Annotated in this window: 11 protein-coding genes; 9 read left to right on the forward strand and 2 right to left on the reverse strand. The window is 72.1% G+C overall.

From position 1 onward, the window contains the following. Nucleotides 1-2 precede the first annotated feature (2 nt). Nucleotides 3-3,341 (forward strand): PAS domain-containing hybrid sensor histidine kinase/response regulator, encoded by a 3,339-nt coding sequence (locus tag AC2EAQ_RS10335; protein WP_484643055.1) that lies wholly within the window; start codon nt 3-5, stop codon nt 3,339-3,341. Here the strand turns inward: AC2EAQ_RS10335 and AC2EAQ_RS10340 are convergent. Continuing rightward, a complete protein-coding gene (locus tag AC2EAQ_RS10340) occupies nt 3,277-3,918 on the reverse strand; it encodes a LysE/ArgO family amino acid transporter (protein WP_484643057.1) in 642 nt (213 codons plus the stop codon). The genes AC2EAQ_RS10335 and AC2EAQ_RS10340 overlap by 65 nt on opposite strands. Nucleotides 3,919-3,921: 3 nt before the next feature. Then, nucleotides 3,922-4,986, reverse strand: coding sequence for a LacI family DNA-binding transcriptional regulator (locus tag AC2EAQ_RS10345; RefSeq protein WP_484643061.1), 1,065 nt, complete (start codon nt 4,984-4,986; stop codon nt 3,922-3,924). 88 nt (nt 4,987-5,074) lie between these two features. Here AC2EAQ_RS10345 and araD point away from each other — a divergent pair, with 88 nt between their 5' ends. Genes araD through AC2EAQ_RS10385 form a run of 8 tightly spaced genes read left to right on the forward strand, consistent with a single transcriptional unit; the run spans nt 5,075 to nt 13,884 of the window. After that, complete coding sequence (gene araD, locus AC2EAQ_RS10350) at nt 5,075-6,811, forward strand: L-arabinonate dehydratase (protein ID WP_484643064.1); 1,737 nt, start codon at nt 5,075-5,077, stop codon at nt 6,809-6,811. Between the two features lie 11 nt (nt 6,812-6,822). Then, complete coding sequence (locus AC2EAQ_RS10355) at nt 6,823-7,653, forward strand: HpcH/HpaI aldolase family protein (RefSeq protein ID WP_484643066.1); 831 nt, start codon at nt 6,823-6,825, stop codon at nt 7,651-7,653. Between the two features lies 1 nt (nt 7,654). Beyond that, nucleotides 7,655-8,737 carry an ABC transporter ATP-binding protein gene (locus AC2EAQ_RS10360; RefSeq protein ID WP_484643068.1) on the forward strand — a complete coding sequence of 361 codons (1,083 nt, stop codon included), beginning with the start codon at nt 7,655-7,657 and terminating at the stop codon, nt 8,735-8,737. Next, on the forward strand, nt 8,734-9,702 hold the full coding sequence (locus AC2EAQ_RS10365; RefSeq protein WP_484643070.1) for a tripartite tricarboxylate transporter substrate binding protein: 969 nt from the start codon (nt 8,734-8,736) through the stop codon (nt 9,700-9,702). The genes AC2EAQ_RS10360 and AC2EAQ_RS10365 overlap by 4 nt, the downstream gene beginning before the upstream one ends. Before the next feature lie 46 nt (nt 9,703-9,748). Beyond that, a complete protein-coding gene (locus AC2EAQ_RS10370) occupies nt 9,749-11,008 on the forward strand; it encodes an ABC transporter substrate-binding protein (protein ID WP_484643073.1) in 1,260 nt (419 codons plus the stop codon). A gap of 13 nt (nt 11,009-11,021) precedes the next feature. Beyond that, the gene (locus AC2EAQ_RS10375; RefSeq protein WP_484643076.1) at nt 11,022-11,927 is read left to right on the forward strand and encodes a carbohydrate ABC transporter permease; all 906 of its coding nucleotides are present in this window, start codon (nt 11,022-11,024) and stop codon (nt 11,925-11,927) included. Further along, nucleotides 11,924-12,757, forward strand: a complete 834-nt coding sequence (locus AC2EAQ_RS10380; protein WP_484643079.1) for a carbohydrate ABC transporter permease — start codon at nt 11,924-11,926, stop codon at nt 12,755-12,757. The genes AC2EAQ_RS10375 and AC2EAQ_RS10380 overlap by 4 nt, the downstream gene beginning before the upstream one ends. A gap of 14 nt (nt 12,758-12,771) precedes the next feature. After that, nucleotides 12,772-13,884, forward strand: a complete 1,113-nt coding sequence (locus tag AC2EAQ_RS10385; protein ID WP_484643082.1) for a Gfo/Idh/MocA family protein — start codon at nt 12,772-12,774, stop codon at nt 13,882-13,884. Nucleotides 13,885-13,893 lie beyond the last annotated feature (9 nt).

Consider the following 13,893-nt stretch of genomic DNA (forward strand, 5'->3'; position numbering starts at 1 on the left):
GGATGAGCAAGCGCGCCGCCGTGTCGCCTGCCGCGCACGACGGGCGTGCGCGTCGCGACCCGGCCGACGCCGCGCGCCACGGCGACGCGGCCCTGGTGCGATTGTTCATGGCCGTCGGCGTGCTCGTCTCGCTGCTGTTCATGGGGCTGTTCCTGGCCGCGCCGGAGCTGGCAGCGCGCGGTTCGCCGCGGTTGTCGGCGGCCCTGTGCGGCCTGCTGGCCGCCGCGTTCGGCGCCGTCGCGCTGCGGCCGAGTACGCTGCCGCTGGCACGCACACTGGCCCTGGCCCTGGTGCTGTGCACGCTCGGCATCGATGCGCTGGCTGTGGCCAGCGGCCAGAGGCTGGGGCTGGTGGCCCTGGCCTTCGTGCCGCTGCTGCTGGTGGCGGCAACCCTGGTGCCGCGCAGCGTGGCGCTCGGTGTGGCCGCCGGCCAGTTCCTGTTCCTGGCATCCCTGACCGTGGTGGAGGCCTCTGCCGGAGCCGGGTCCGCAGCCGCCCCGTCCCAGGTGGTCGAGCTGTTCGCTGGTCACGTCGCGCTGCTGCTGGCCGGCACGGTGATCGGCCAGCTCGTGCGCCGCACGCTGGACACCACCATGGCCGGCCTGCGGCGGCGCGAGCAGCGCTTCGTCGGCCTGCTGGCCGTGGCCGCCGACTGGTACTGGGAGACCGACGCGGAGCTGCGCTTTGTCCTCGTGTCCGAGCAGAGCCCGGGCGTGACGGTGCTGGCCGTCGACCGCTGCATCGGACTCGCGCCCTGGGACATCGAAGGGTTCGGGCTCGATCCCGACGCGATGGACGCGCTGCGCGCCGACCTCGAGGCGCGGCGGCCGCTGACGGCGCTGGTGCTGGGCCGCGCTGGGCCCGACGGGCGCCGCCGCTGGCTGACGATGAGCGGGCGCGCGCGCTTCGATGACCGCGGGCTGTTCAGCGGCTACTGGGGCGTGGGCCGCGACATCACGCCCGAGCGCGAGGCGGAGCTGCAGCGCACCGCCACCGAGGCCCGCTACCGCGAGCTGTTCACGCGCTCGCCGTCGCCGCTGGTGCTGCACCGCGACGGCCGCGTGCTCGACGCCAACGTCGCCGCGCTGGCGCTGTTCGGCGCCTGGGCGCCCGGCGAGCTGATCGGCCAGCCGCTGCTGTCCTTCTACGAGGAGTCCGACGGCTCGCGCGACCTGGCCACGCGCCGTGCCGCGTGGCTGGCCACGCTGCCGGTGGGCGAGGCCACGCCGCCGCAGCAGTTCGGCCTGCTCACCACGGCCGGCCGGCGCCTGACGGTGCAGGTCACCAGCGTCAACATCGAGGCCGAGGGCGGCCCGGCGATCCTGTCGATCTACCGCGACGAGACCGAGCGGCTGCGCGCCGAGCTGGCGCGCGAGCGCAGCGAGGCGCTGCTGTCGCACGTGGTGGCCACCAGCCCCGACCTGATCACGCTGACCGACATCGTCACCGGCCGCTACGTGATGATCAACGACACCTTCGTGGCGCTGTCGGGCTGGTCGCGCGACGAGGCGATCGGCCGCACCGCGGTCGAGCTGGGCATCTGGGGCCCGGGCGACTCGCGCGAACGCTTCGTGGCCCAGGTGCGCGAGCGCGGCGAGGTGCGCGACCTGCCGGTGGTGTTCCGCGACCGCCAGGGCCGCGACTTCTCTCTGCTGGTGTCGGCCGCGCGCTTCGGCATGGAAGGGCGCGAGTACCTCGTGATCAACGGGCGCGACGTCACCGCTGCCGAGCGCGAGCGGCTCGAGCGCGAGGCGATCCTGGCCAATGCGTCGATCGGCATCGCGCTGACCCGCGACCGCCGTTTCCAGCTCGTCAACCCGACCTTCGCGCAGATGTTCGGCTGGCAGGCCGACGAGCTGGTGGCCCAGCCGGCGTCGATCGTCTCGGTCGACGAGGCGGCCTACGAGGAACTGGGCGGCCTGATCGGGCCGCGCCTGTCGCGGGGCGAAGCGGTGGAGTTCGAGCGCCCGATGCGCCGCCGCGACGGCAGCATCTTCACCTGCCGCGTGCTGGCGCGCCCGATCGACCCGCACCACCCGGCCAAGGGCGCCACCATCTGGATCGCGGAGGACGTGACCGAGAAGCGCGCGGTGGCCGAGGCGCTGGCCCGCGCGCGCGACGAGGCCGAGGCCGCCAACCGCGCCAAGAGCGCGTTCCTCGCCAACACCAGCCACGAGATCCGCACGCCGCTCAACGGCCTGGTGGGGCTGGCCCGCCTGGCGCGCCAGCCGGGCCTGGACGAGGCGCGCCGCAGCCAGTACCTGGCGCAGATCGACGACAGCGCGCGCGCGCTGTCGGGCGTCATCAGCGACATCCTCGACCTGTCCAAGATCGAGGCCGGCAAGCTGGCGCTGGAGCAGGCCGAGTTCGACCTGCACGCGCTGCTGGAGTCGATCGAGCACGGCTATGCCGCCCTGGCCGAGGCCCGCTCGCTGACGCTGGCGATGGAGGTCGCCGCCGACGTGCCGCGCCGCGTACGCGGCGACGCGGTGCGGGTGCGGCAGATCCTGTCGAACTTCCTGTCCAACGCGCTCAAGTTCACCGAGGCGGGCTCGGTGCGGGTGTGGGTGCGCGGCGCCGGCGGGCCGCGCATCCGCTTCGAGGTGGAGGACACCGGCCCCGGCATCGCGCCGCAGGTGCAGCAACGCCTGTTCATGCCCTTCACGCAGGCCGACGACTCGACCACGCGCCGCTACGGCGGCACCGGCCTGGGCCTGTCGATCTGCCGCGAGCTGGCGCACCTGATGGGCGGCGAGGTCGGGCTCGAGAGCCGCATCGGCCTGGGCAGCCGCTTCTGGGCCGAGCTGCCGCTGCCGGCCGGCGCGCAGGACGGCCCGGGCGCCACCTACCTGGCCGCGGACGTGCTGCCCAGCCCGCTCGAGGGCCTGTCGCTGCTGATCGTCGAGGACAACCCGGTCAACATGATGATCGCGGTGGCCCTGCTGCGGCAGTGGGGCGTGGAGGTGTCCGAGGCGGCCAACGGCGTCGAGGCGGTGGCCGCGGTGCACCAGCGCGCCGAGACGTCGCGGCCGTTCGACCTGGTGCTGATGGACGTGCAGATGCCGGTGCAGGGCGGCCACGAGGCCACGCGCCGCCTGCGCGAGCGCTTCGACGCGCGCACGCTGCCGATCATCGCGCTGACGGCGGCCGCGCTCACGTCGGAGCGCGACGACGCGCTGGCCGCCGGCATGAACGACTTTCTCACCAAGCCGATCGACGCGCAGCGCCTGCACGACACGCTGCTGCGCTGGGCCGGCTCGGCCCGGGCGCAGCGCCTCAGCCGGACGGGGATGCCGCCCACAGCGGGCGAGCCAGCCACGCCGCCAGCACCAGCATCGTGACGCCGACCGCGGCGTCGAGCAGGCGCCACGCCGACGGCCGCGCGAACCAGGGCGCGAGCCGGCGGGCGCCGAACCCGAGCGCGGTGAACCACAGCGCGCTGGCCGCGCAGGCGCCGGCCAGGAAGGCCGCGCGCTGCGTGCCGGGGTACTGCGCACCCATCGTGCCCACCAGCAGCACGGTGTCCAGGTACACATGCGGATTGAGCAGCGTGAACGCCGCGGCCTGCGCCAGCACTGCCGCGCGTGGCGTGGCGGCGGCCCCCGCGTCGGCCACGAGCACGCCCGGGCGCCCGGCGCGCCAGAGCGCGCGCAGCCCGTAGGCGAGCAGGAACACGCAGCCCGCCAGCGTGAGCGCGGTCGCCAGCCGCGGCGCCGCGGCCAGCGCACCGCCCACGCCCAGCACGCCGGCCGTCATCAGCAGCGCGTCGGCCCCGGCGCAGAACAGCACCACGGGGCCGACATGCTCGCGCCGCAGGCCCTGGCGCAGCACGAAGGCGTTCTGCGCGCCGATGGCCACGATGAGCCCGGCGCCGAGCGCCAGCCCGGCGGCCGCGGCCGACCCCCAGGACGCGGCCACGGCTCAGCTGCTGCCGCGGGCCACCAGGGTCCACGGCAGGCGCTGGTCGGGGGCAGGCTGGCCGCTGGCCAGCGACGCGAGCAGCGCGCCGGCGGCCGCCTGCCCGATCTCCAGCCGCGGCAGGTGCACCGTGGACAGCCCGGGCGCGAGCTGGCGCCCGAGCACGAAGTCGCCGAAGCCCAGCAGCGCCAGCGACGCCGGCACCGCGATGCCGCGGGCCTGCGCCTCGAGCAGCGCGCCGCAGGCCAGGTGGTCGTTGGCGAAGGCGGCCGCCGCCACGCCGGGGCGGCCGCGCGGGCCAATCAGCGACGCCAGCGCGGCACGGCCGGCCTCGATGGCCTCGGCCTGCGGCGCCACCACGCGGCGCACCTGCACGCCGCGCGCGGCGGCGGCGGCGATGAAGGCCTCGCCGCGCTCGTGGGCCCGGAAGTCCTCCGCCACGCCGCTGTCCACGTAGGCCAGCGTGCGGTGGCCGCGGTCGAGCAGGTGGGCGGCCATCGCACGGCCCACCTCGGCATGGTCGAAGCCGATCTGGGTGAAGCCGCGCGCGCTGCGATGGTGGTCCCAGACCTCGATCACCGGCGCGCCGCGGCTGCGTGCGGCGCGCATCAGCGCCAGCGCGCCCGGGCTGTGGCGCCGGCCGGTGACCACGATCGCGCTCGGGAACCAGCCCATCAGCGCGCGCAGCTGTTCCTCCTCGCGCTCGATCGAGTAGTTGGTCGACGCCAGCAACAGCTCGCAGCCCGAGCCCTGCAGCCCGTCGGCGAGGCCCTGGACCGTCTCCGCGAAGATCGAGTTGGCGATGCTGGGGATCAGCGCGGCCACCATGCGCGACGCGCCCGTGCCGGCGCTGGCCAGCGCGCCGGCCTGCTTGTTCGGCACGTAGCCGGTGGTCGCCAGGGCACGGCCGATCGCCTCGGCGGTGCCGGCGGCCACCCGGTGCGGCTCGCGCAGGTAGCGCGACACCGTGATCGCGGTCACCCCGGCGGCGGCGGCCACATCGGCCAGCGTGGCGCGGCCATGGCCGCGGCGGGGCGTCCGGGCGGCGGTGCGGGGGGCGGCGGGCATCCGGGTTTGCGTGGATGACAGAGGGTGGTGGTCGGGATAATGTTAGCGCTGTCATTTCCGCGCTGCATCCGCACTCACCCTAGCCGCCGTGCCCAAGTCCCTCGACGACCTGCGCAGCCGCCGCTGGTTCAATGCCGGCGGCATGCGCGCGTTCGCGCACCGCCAGCGCGCCCAGCAGATGGGCCTGCGCCGCGAGGACGTGATGGGCCGGCCCTGCATCGCCATCATCAACACCTGGAGCGACCTGTCGCCCTGCCACGCGCACCTGCGCGAGCGGGCGGAATCGGTCAAGCGCGGCATCCTGCTGGCCGGCGGCCTGCCGTTCGAGCTGCCCGCGCTGAGCCTGGGCGAGGTGATGGTCAAGCCCACCACCATGCTCTATCGCAACCTGCTCGCGATGGAGGTGGAGGAACTGCTGCGCTCGCTGCCGGTGGACGGCGCGGTGCTGCTGGCCGGCTGCGACAAGACCACGCCCGGCACGCTGATGGGCGCCATCAGCATGGGCGTGCCGACGCTGTTCTGCGCTGCCGGCCCGATGCTCAACGACCGCTACCTGAAGCCCGGGCAGCCCGAGCGCCGCGTCGGCGCCGGCACGCACACGCGCATGTTCTGGGACGAATACCAGGCCGGCCGCGTCAGCGACGCCGACTGGGTCAAGCTCGAGTCGCACATGACGCGCAGCCCGGGCACCTGCAACACCATGGGCACCGCCAGCACGATGACCTCGCTGGTGGAGGCGCTGGGTCTGGCGCTGCCCGGTTCCACCGCGATCCCGGCGATGGACGCGGCCCACGTGCGCATGGCCACCACCTGCGGCGAGCGCATCGTGCAGATGGTGTGGGACGACCTCGTGCCGCAGGCGCTGCTCACGCGCGGCGCCTTCCTCAACGCTGCCGCGGTACAGATGGCGCTGGGCGGTTCCACCAATGCCGCGGTGCACATGATCGCGATGGCGCGGCGCGCCGGCGTGCCCTTCACGCTCGACGACCTCGACGCGGCGGGCCGCCGCGTGCCGGTGCTGGCCAACCTGTTCCCCAGCGGCGACCGGCTGATGGAGGACTTCCACTATGCCGGCGGCGTGCCCGCGCTGATGTCGCGCATCCGCGATCACCTCGACCTGTCCCAGCGCAACGCCAACGGCCGCACGCTCGGCGAGAACCTCGCCGGCGTGCAGGTGCTCGACGACGAGGTGATCCGCCCGCTCGACCGCCCGGTGTCGGCCAGCGGCGCGCTCGCCGTGCTGCGCGGCAATCTCGCCCCCGACGGGGCGGTGATGAAGGCCAGCGCCGCGAGCCCGAAGTTCTTCCGTCACCGCGGCCGCGCCATCGTGTTCGACGACCCGGCGCAGATGAACCTTGCCTGCGCCGACCCGGCGCTCGACTGCGACGAGTCCAGCGTGCTGGTGCTGCGCAACGCCGGGCCGGTGGGCGCGCCGGGCATGCCCGAATGGGGCGGCCTGCCGATCCCGAAGAAGCTGCTCGACCGCGGCGTGCGCGACATGGTGCGCATCTCCGACGCGCGCATGAGCGGCACCCATTACGGCAGCTGCATCCTGCACGTCAGCCCCGAGTCCGCCGTCGGCGGCCCGCTGGCGCTGGTGCGCACCGGCGACTGGATCGAGGTCGACATCGACGCGCGCCGCCTGCACCTGGACGTGCCCGACGACGAACTGGCCCGCCGCCGAGCCGGCTGGCGCCCGGCGCCCGAACCCTACGAGCGCGGCTACGCCCGCCTGTACCGCCAGCACGTGACGCAGGCCCACGAGGGCTGCGACTTCGACTTCCTGCAGGGCGCGGCGCCGACCGCCGAGCCCGTCATCTACTGAAGGAGCCCGCCATGAACCCGCTGCGCCAACTGCTCAAGTCCTGCGGCTCGCAGGCACCCCTGGGCACCTGGATCATGGCCGCCAGCCCGCTGGTCACCGAGGCCATGGGCCATGCCGGCTTCCAGTGGGGCGTGATCGACATGGAGCACACGCCGCTGGACATGATGGAGGTGATCCAGCTGCTGCAGGCCGCCGGCAACACGAAGATGGTGCCGATCGTGCGCGTGCCCTGGAACGACACCGTGATGATCAAGCGCGTGCTCGACGCCGGCGCCACCACGCTGCTGGTGCCCTTCGTGCAGAACGCCGACGAGGCTGCGCGCGCGGTGGCGGCGATGCGCTACCCGCCCGAGGGCAACCGCGGCCTGGCCGGCATGAGCCGCGGCTCGAAGTTCGGCACCGTGCCGGACTACGCCAAGACCGCCAACCGCACCGTCGGCACCGTGGTGCAGATCGAGACGCCGGCCGCGCTGGCCAACCTGGAGGCCATCGCGTCGGTGCCCGGCGTGGACTCGATCTTCATGGGCCCGGGCGACCTGTCGGCCGCCCTCGGCGTGCCCGGCAACACCACGCACCCGGACGTGATGGCGCTGATGGCCGACGCGGCGCGGCGCTGCAAGGCCATCGGCAAGCCGATCGGCACCGTGGGCGGTACGCCCGAGCTGGTGGTGCAGTACCGCGCCATGGGCTACAGCTACGTGGCCATCGGCAGCGACCTGGGCCTGCTGATGCGCGGCGCGCAGGCGGCGGTCAAGGCGCTGACCACGCCCGAAGGCGAGGAGCACGTGCACACGCTGCAGCACGGCACGACCACGCCACCGTCGGGCCAGGGAGCGTACTGACATGGCCTCGGTGGAGCTGCGCGGCGTCGTCAAGAGCTACGACGGCAAGAACAACGTCATCCACGGCATCGACCTGGACATCCGGCACGGCGAGTTCGTCGTCTTCGTCGGGCCGTCGGGCTGCGGCAAGAGCACGCTGCTGCGCATGATCGCCGGGCTGGAGACCATCACCGGCGGCGACGTGCGCATCGGCGACCAGGTGGTCAACGACCTGCCGCCGCGCAGCCGCGACATCGCGATGGTGTTCCAGGACTACGCGCTCTACCCGCACAAGAACCTGTACGACAACATGGCCTTCGGGCTGCGCCTGCGCGGCACCGACGAGGCCGAGATCACGCGCCGCGTGATGGATGCGGCCAAGCTGCTGCGCATCGACCACATGCTCGACCGTCGCCCCGGGCAGCTGTCGGGCGGCCAGCGCCAGCGCGTGGCCATCGGCCGTGCCATCGTGCGCCAGCCCAAGGTGTTCCTGTTCGACGAGCCGCTGTCCAACCTGGACGCGCAGCTGCGCGGCGAGATGCGCAGCGAGATCAAGCGGCTGCACCAGCGTCTGGGCGCCACCATCATCTACGTCACGCACGACCAGGTCGAGGCCATGACCATGGCCGACCGCATCGCCGTGCTCAGCGCCGGCCGCCTGATGCAGTACGACACGCCGGACGACATCTACAACCGGCCTGCCGCGCTGTTCGTGGCCGGCTTCACCGGCGCGCCGCCGATGAACCTGGTGGACTGCACGCTGGCGCGCGACGGCGACGACATGGCCGCCGACCTCGGCGGCGTGCGCCTGCGCCTGCCGCGCGCGCTGGCCGCCCGCGCCGCGCGCAGCGACGCCCCCAAGCTCGGCGTGCGCCCGGAGAACCTGCGCCTGGCGCCCGCCGCGGGCGACATCGTGCTGCCCGCGCGCGTGCAGCTGCTCGAGCCGCTGGGCGCCGAGACGCTGGTCACGATCAACGTCGGCAGCACCGACATGGTGGCGCGCTGCCCGGCGTCGTTCCGCCAGCCGGCCGGCTCCGAGGTCGCGCTGCACGTCAACCCCGACCACCTCCACCTCTTCGACCGCCAGGGCGGCCAGGCACTATGAAGCACCATGCAACCCGACGCGCCGCGACGCTCGCGCTCGCGGCCGTCGCCGCCGGCACGGCCGGCAACGCCGCCGCCCAGGCCCGCTTCCCGGAGCGGCCGGTCACCATCGTCGTGCCCTTCGGGCCCGGCGGCACCACCGACATCATGGCGCGCATCCTGGCCGACGAGTTCGCGCGCCAGATCGGCGGCTCGGTGGTGGTGCTCAACACCGCCGGTGCCGGCGGCGCCATCGGCATGGGCAACGTGGCGCGTGCGCGGCCCGACGGCTACACGCTGTCGATGACGACCATCGGCCCGCTGGTGATCCAGCCGGCGCGGCGCGACAACGCCGGCTACTCGCCGGAGAGCTTCGACTACCTGTGCGGCACCTACGACGTGCCGCTGCTGACCCTGGTGCCCGAGACTTCGCCGCACCGCGACTACAAGTCGCTGGTGGCCGCGGCCCAGGCCGCAGGCGCGCGCTTCAACTACGGCTCGTCGGGCATCGGCACCGCGCTGCACATCAGCGGCCTGCAGCAGTGGAAGCACCACGGCGTGGCCGCGCTGCACGTGCCCTACAAGAGCACCGGCGACATGGTCGTGCCGCTGAAGAACGGCGAGATCCAGGTGTTCAACGAGACGCCGCCGGTGGCGGTGCAGCACCAGCTGCGGCCGCTGCTGGCGCTGACCGACAAGCGCGTGCCCGGCTTCGAGCAGGTGCCCAGCGCCAAGGAGCTGGGCGTGCCGGTGCGCGGCTCGGTCTGGGGCGGGCTGGTCGCCCCCAAGGGCCTGCCGGCCGAGCTGCGCACGCGGCTCGAGTCCGCCTGTCGCGCCGCCACCGACACCACGCTCTACAAGGCGCGGGCGCAGGCGGCCAACAGCCCGCTGGTGTGGCGCGACGGCGAGGCGTTCCGCCGCTTCGCGATGAACGAGTTCGAGACCATGAAGAAGGTCGTCGTCGAGAACGACCTGCGTGAGCGCTGAGCCCGGCCGCAGGCCGAAAGTACCCGTCCAACGAAGGAGACCCGAGATGAAGAGAAGAATCCTGTTCCCGCTGCTGGCCCTGGTGACCGCACTGGCCAGCGCCCCGGCCCTGGCGCAGACCACGCTGCGCGTGTTCTCCGGCGGCTCGAACCAGCGCCCGGACCTGATGCGCAAGCTGTTCGACCAGTACCAGGCCAAGAACCCCGGCGTGAAGATCGAGATCGAGACCGGCGGCGCCACCAGCGAGCTGCAGCGCCAGTACCTGTCCACCGTGCTCAACGCCAAGGACCCGGCGATCGACATCTACCTGATCGACATCGTCAACCCGGCGCAGTACTTCGGCGCCGGCTGGCTCGAGCCGCTGGACGCCTACATCGGCAAGCCCGCCGACGTGATGAAGCCGTTCCTGCCGGTGTACGCCAACTCCAACGTGGTGGACGGCAAGATCGCCGCGATGCCGGCGTTCGCCGACGCGATGTTCATGTACTACCGCAAGGACCTGCTCGACAAGCATGGCGTGAAGGAGCCCAAGACCTGGGACGAGCTGTCCGCCGCCGCCGCCAAGATCCAGAAGGCCGAAGGCAATCCGAACCTGCAGGGCCTGTCGATCCAGGGCGCGCCGATCGAGGGCGCGGTGTGCACCTTCCTGCTGCCCTACTGGGGCCAGGGCAAGGAGTTCAACGACGCCGCCGGCAAGATGACGCTGGACAAGGGCGCCGCCGCCAAGGGCCTGGCCACCTGGCTGAACATGGTCGACCAGGGCGTGATCAAGAAGAACGTGGCCGAGGTGAAGACGCCCGACACGGTCAACGAGTTCAAGGCCGGCCAGGTGGTGTTCGCCATCAACTGGGGCTTCGCCTGGGACCGCTTCAAGGACGACGCCGACTCGCAGGTCAAGGGCAAGGTCGGCGTGATGCCGCTGCCGGCCATGGCTGGCGGCCGCAGCGCCACCTGCGTCGGCGGCTGGCAGTGGGCGGTGAGCGCGTTCAGCAAGAACAAGCAGGCCGCGGCCAACCTGGTCAAGCACCTGTCCAGCCCCGAGTCGAGCAAGTTCCTCGCCGTCGAGGGCTCGCTGCTGGCCACCTACCCCGGCGTCTACACCGACGCCGACGTGGTCAAGGCCGTGCCGTGGTTCAAGGACGCCGCCAACGTGGTGATCGCCGGCAAGAGCCGTCCGATGAGCAAGGACTATGGCCAGGTCAGCGACGTGATCCGCACCACCACCAGCGCCGTGCTCGCCCGGACCAAGAAGCCCGAGGAGGGCGTGGCCGAGATCGAGTCGCGACTGGCGCGCGTGATGCGCTGAGGGAGAGGACGCGATGGCTGCAGGCGCGAGCCCGCTGAGGAACTGGCGTGACCCGAGCGAGAAGACGCTCGGCGTCATGCTGCTCGCGCCTGCATTCATCCTGCTGGCGCTGATCGTCGTCTATCCGATCGGCAAGCTGATCTGGAACAGCTTCCACGACCTGCGCCTGTCCGGCGGCAGCGGCGTCAAGTTCGTCGGCTTCGAGAACTACGTGCTCGTGTTCAAGGACCCGGACTTCTGGAACGCCACCACGAACACGGTCCTGATCACGCTGATCACCGTGCCCGGCGCGCTGGTGGTGGGCATGGGCCTGGCGCTGCTGGCCAATCTGCCCTTCAAGCGCAAGTGGCCGGTGCGGCTGGCGCTGCTGCTGCCCTGGGCGCTGCCGCTGGCCTTCGCCGGCCTGATCTTCGCGTGGTTCTTCCACACCGAGTACGGCGTCGTCAACGACGTCGTGCGGCGCGTGGCCGCGCCGGCGGAGCCTGCGATGTGGCTGCTGCGGCCGAACTGGGCCTTCGCCGCCATCTGCCTGACCATCATCTGGAAGACCAGCAGCTTCATGGCGCTGATCCTGCTGGCCGGGCTGCAGATGATTCCGCGTTCGCTGTACGAGGCCGCGGAGGTGGACGGCGCGTCGAAGTGGCAGCAGTTCTGGCAGATCACGATCCCGATGCTGGCGCCGTCGATCGTGGTGGCGCTGATCTTCCGCACAATCACCGCGCTGCAGACCTTCGACATCCCGTACACCATGACCAAGGGCGGGCCGGGCAACAGCACCGAGACGCTGGCGATGCTGATTCACAAGACCACGATCGACTACCTCGACGTCGGCTACGGCTCCACGCTGGCCGTGTGCATGTTCGTGCTGTCGCTGGTGGTCACCGGCTTCTACCTGCGCCGCATCGGAAACAACGCATGACCCGGTCGATCTTCGATTCGCGCAGCCTGCGCCTGATCGCCGCCGGCCTGGTGGTGGTCAACGGCTTCTTCCCCGCGCTGTGGATCCTGCTCACGTCGCTGAAGACCGAGACCGAACTGGTCAGCAAGCCCATCACCTGGTGGCCGCGCGACATCACCTTCGGCAACTACGTGCAGGCCTTCACCGACCAGCCGCTGCTGCGCTACCTGGGCAACAGCCTCGCGGTGGCGCTGCTGGCCACCGTGTTCTCGCTGCTGGTGTCGGCGCTGGCCGCCTATGCCATCGCGCGGCTGAACCTGCGCCGGCGCCAGCTCATCCTCACCTGCATCGTCGCGTCCAGCATGTTCCCGCTGGTCACGCTGCTGGTGCCGATCTTCGAGACCATGCGCGCGGCCGGGCTGCTCAATACCTACACCGCGCTGGTGCTGCCCTACGTGGTGCTGAACCTGCCGGTGTGCACGCTGGTGCTGGTGAGCTTCTTCCAGAGCATCCCGCGCGACCTGGAGAACGCCGCCATGATCGACGGCTGCACGCGCCTGGGCGCGCTGTGGCGCGTGGTGGTGCCGCTGGCCGCGCCGGGGGTGTTCACCGCGGGCATCCTGGCCTTCGTCAACGCCTGGGACGAGTTCCTGCTGGCCCTGTCGCTCAACAGCAGTGCGTCGATGCGCACGCTGCCGGTGGGCATCACGCTGTACCAGGGGGAGTTCACCTTCCCCTGGCCGATCATTTCCGCCGCGCTCATCGTGGCCATCGTTCCGATCGCGGTGCTGATCGCCGTGTTCCAGGAGCGCGTGGTCGGCGGCCTCACCCAGGGCGGCCTCAAGGGCTGACCCGGCAACGCATCATGGACAAGATCCGCTACGGCATCATCGGCTGCGGCAGCATGGGCCGCGAGCACATCGAGAACCTGCGCGCGATGGGCGGCGCGGTCGTCACCGCGGTGGCCGACCCCGACGCCGGCAGCCGCGCCCAGGCCGCGGCGCTGCTGGACGGCCAGGGACGACTGTTCGAGCGCCACGAGGACCTGCTCTCCAGCGGCCTGTGCGACGCGCTGGTGGTGGCCAGCCCCAACTTCACGCACGTCACGGTGATGCGCGACGCGCTCGCCACCGAGCTGCCGATCCTGTGCGAGAAGCCGCTGGTCACGCGCATCGAGGACGGGCAGGACCTGCTGCGCCGCGCGCAGGGCCGCAAGGCCATCGTCTGGGTGGCGCAGGAATACCGCTACATGCCGCCGGTGGCCGAGATGATCCGCCTGGCCCATGCCGGGCAGGTGGGCACCCTCCACCAGGTGGCGATCCGCGAGCACCGCGAGCCGTTCTATCCGAAGGTGGGGAACTGGAACCGCTTCTCGGCCAACACCGGCGGCACGTTGGTGGAGAAGTGCTGCCACTACTTCAACCTGATGGAGTTCATCCTCGGCGAGCCGGCGCAGCGCGTGTTCGCCTCCGGCGGCCAGCGCGTGAACCATCTCGACGAGCGCTACGACGGCAAGGTGCCCGACATCCTCGACAGCGCTTTCGTCATCGTCGAGTACGCCAGCGGCGCGCGCGCCAGCCTGGACCTGTGCATGTTCGCCGAGAACTCCATCGACAACGAGCACGTCACCATCGTCGGCGCCGAGGGCAAGCTCGAGTCGCTCCTGCCCTCGGGCGTACTGCGATTCGGCCGGCGCGAGGACTGGGGCCGGCGCGAGGTGTGGGGCCAGCCCTCGGGCACCGCGCGTGGCGTGTCGGTGCGCCAGATCCGCGATACCAACATCAAGTACCTCGGCCAGCACTTCGGCGCCAGCTACGTGGAGCACCAGAAGTTCGCCCAGGCCGTGCGCAGCGGCGCGCCCGCCGAGATCCCGCTCGACGAGGGCCTGCGCGCCGTGGCGGTGGGCCTGGCGGCGCACCGCAGCATCGACGAGGGGCGCGTGGTGGCGATGTCCGAAGTGCTGCCCGCCGGGGGATGAGCGCCGGGG

The organism is Aquabacterium sp. T101, assembly GCF_057219775.1.

Excerpts from the sequence above, each read along its gene's own strand:
- AC2EAQ_RS10360 (WP_484643068.1), top strand. The coding sequence starts at position 7,655 with ATGGCCTCGGTGGAGCTGCGCGGCGTCGTCAAGAGCTACGACGGCAAG.
- AC2EAQ_RS10385 (WP_484643082.1), top strand. The coding sequence starts at position 12,772 with ATGGACAAGATCCGCTACGGCATCATCGGCTGCGGCAGCATGGGCCGC.
- AC2EAQ_RS10375 (WP_484643076.1), top strand. The coding sequence starts at position 11,022 with ATGGCTGCAGGCGCGAGCCCGCTGAGGAACTGGCGTGACCCGAGCGAG.
- AC2EAQ_RS10380 (WP_484643079.1), top strand. The coding sequence starts at position 11,924 with ATGACCCGGTCGATCTTCGATTCGCGCAGCCTGCGCCTGATCGCCGCC.
- AC2EAQ_RS10345 (WP_484643061.1), bottom strand. The coding sequence starts at position 4,986 with ATGCCCGCCGCCCCCCGCACCGCCGCCCGGACGCCCCGCCGCGGCCAT.
- AC2EAQ_RS10365 (WP_484643070.1), top strand. The coding sequence starts at position 8,734 with ATGAAGCACCATGCAACCCGACGCGCCGCGACGCTCGCGCTCGCGGCC.
- AC2EAQ_RS10370 (WP_484643073.1), top strand. The coding sequence starts at position 9,749 with ATGAAGAGAAGAATCCTGTTCCCGCTGCTGGCCCTGGTGACCGCACTG.
- AC2EAQ_RS10355 (WP_484643066.1), top strand. The coding sequence starts at position 6,823 with ATGAACCCGCTGCGCCAACTGCTCAAGTCCTGCGGCTCGCAGGCACCC.
- AC2EAQ_RS10335 (WP_484643055.1), top strand. The coding sequence starts at position 3 with ATGAGCAAGCGCGCCGCCGTGTCGCCTGCCGCGCACGACGGGCGTGCG.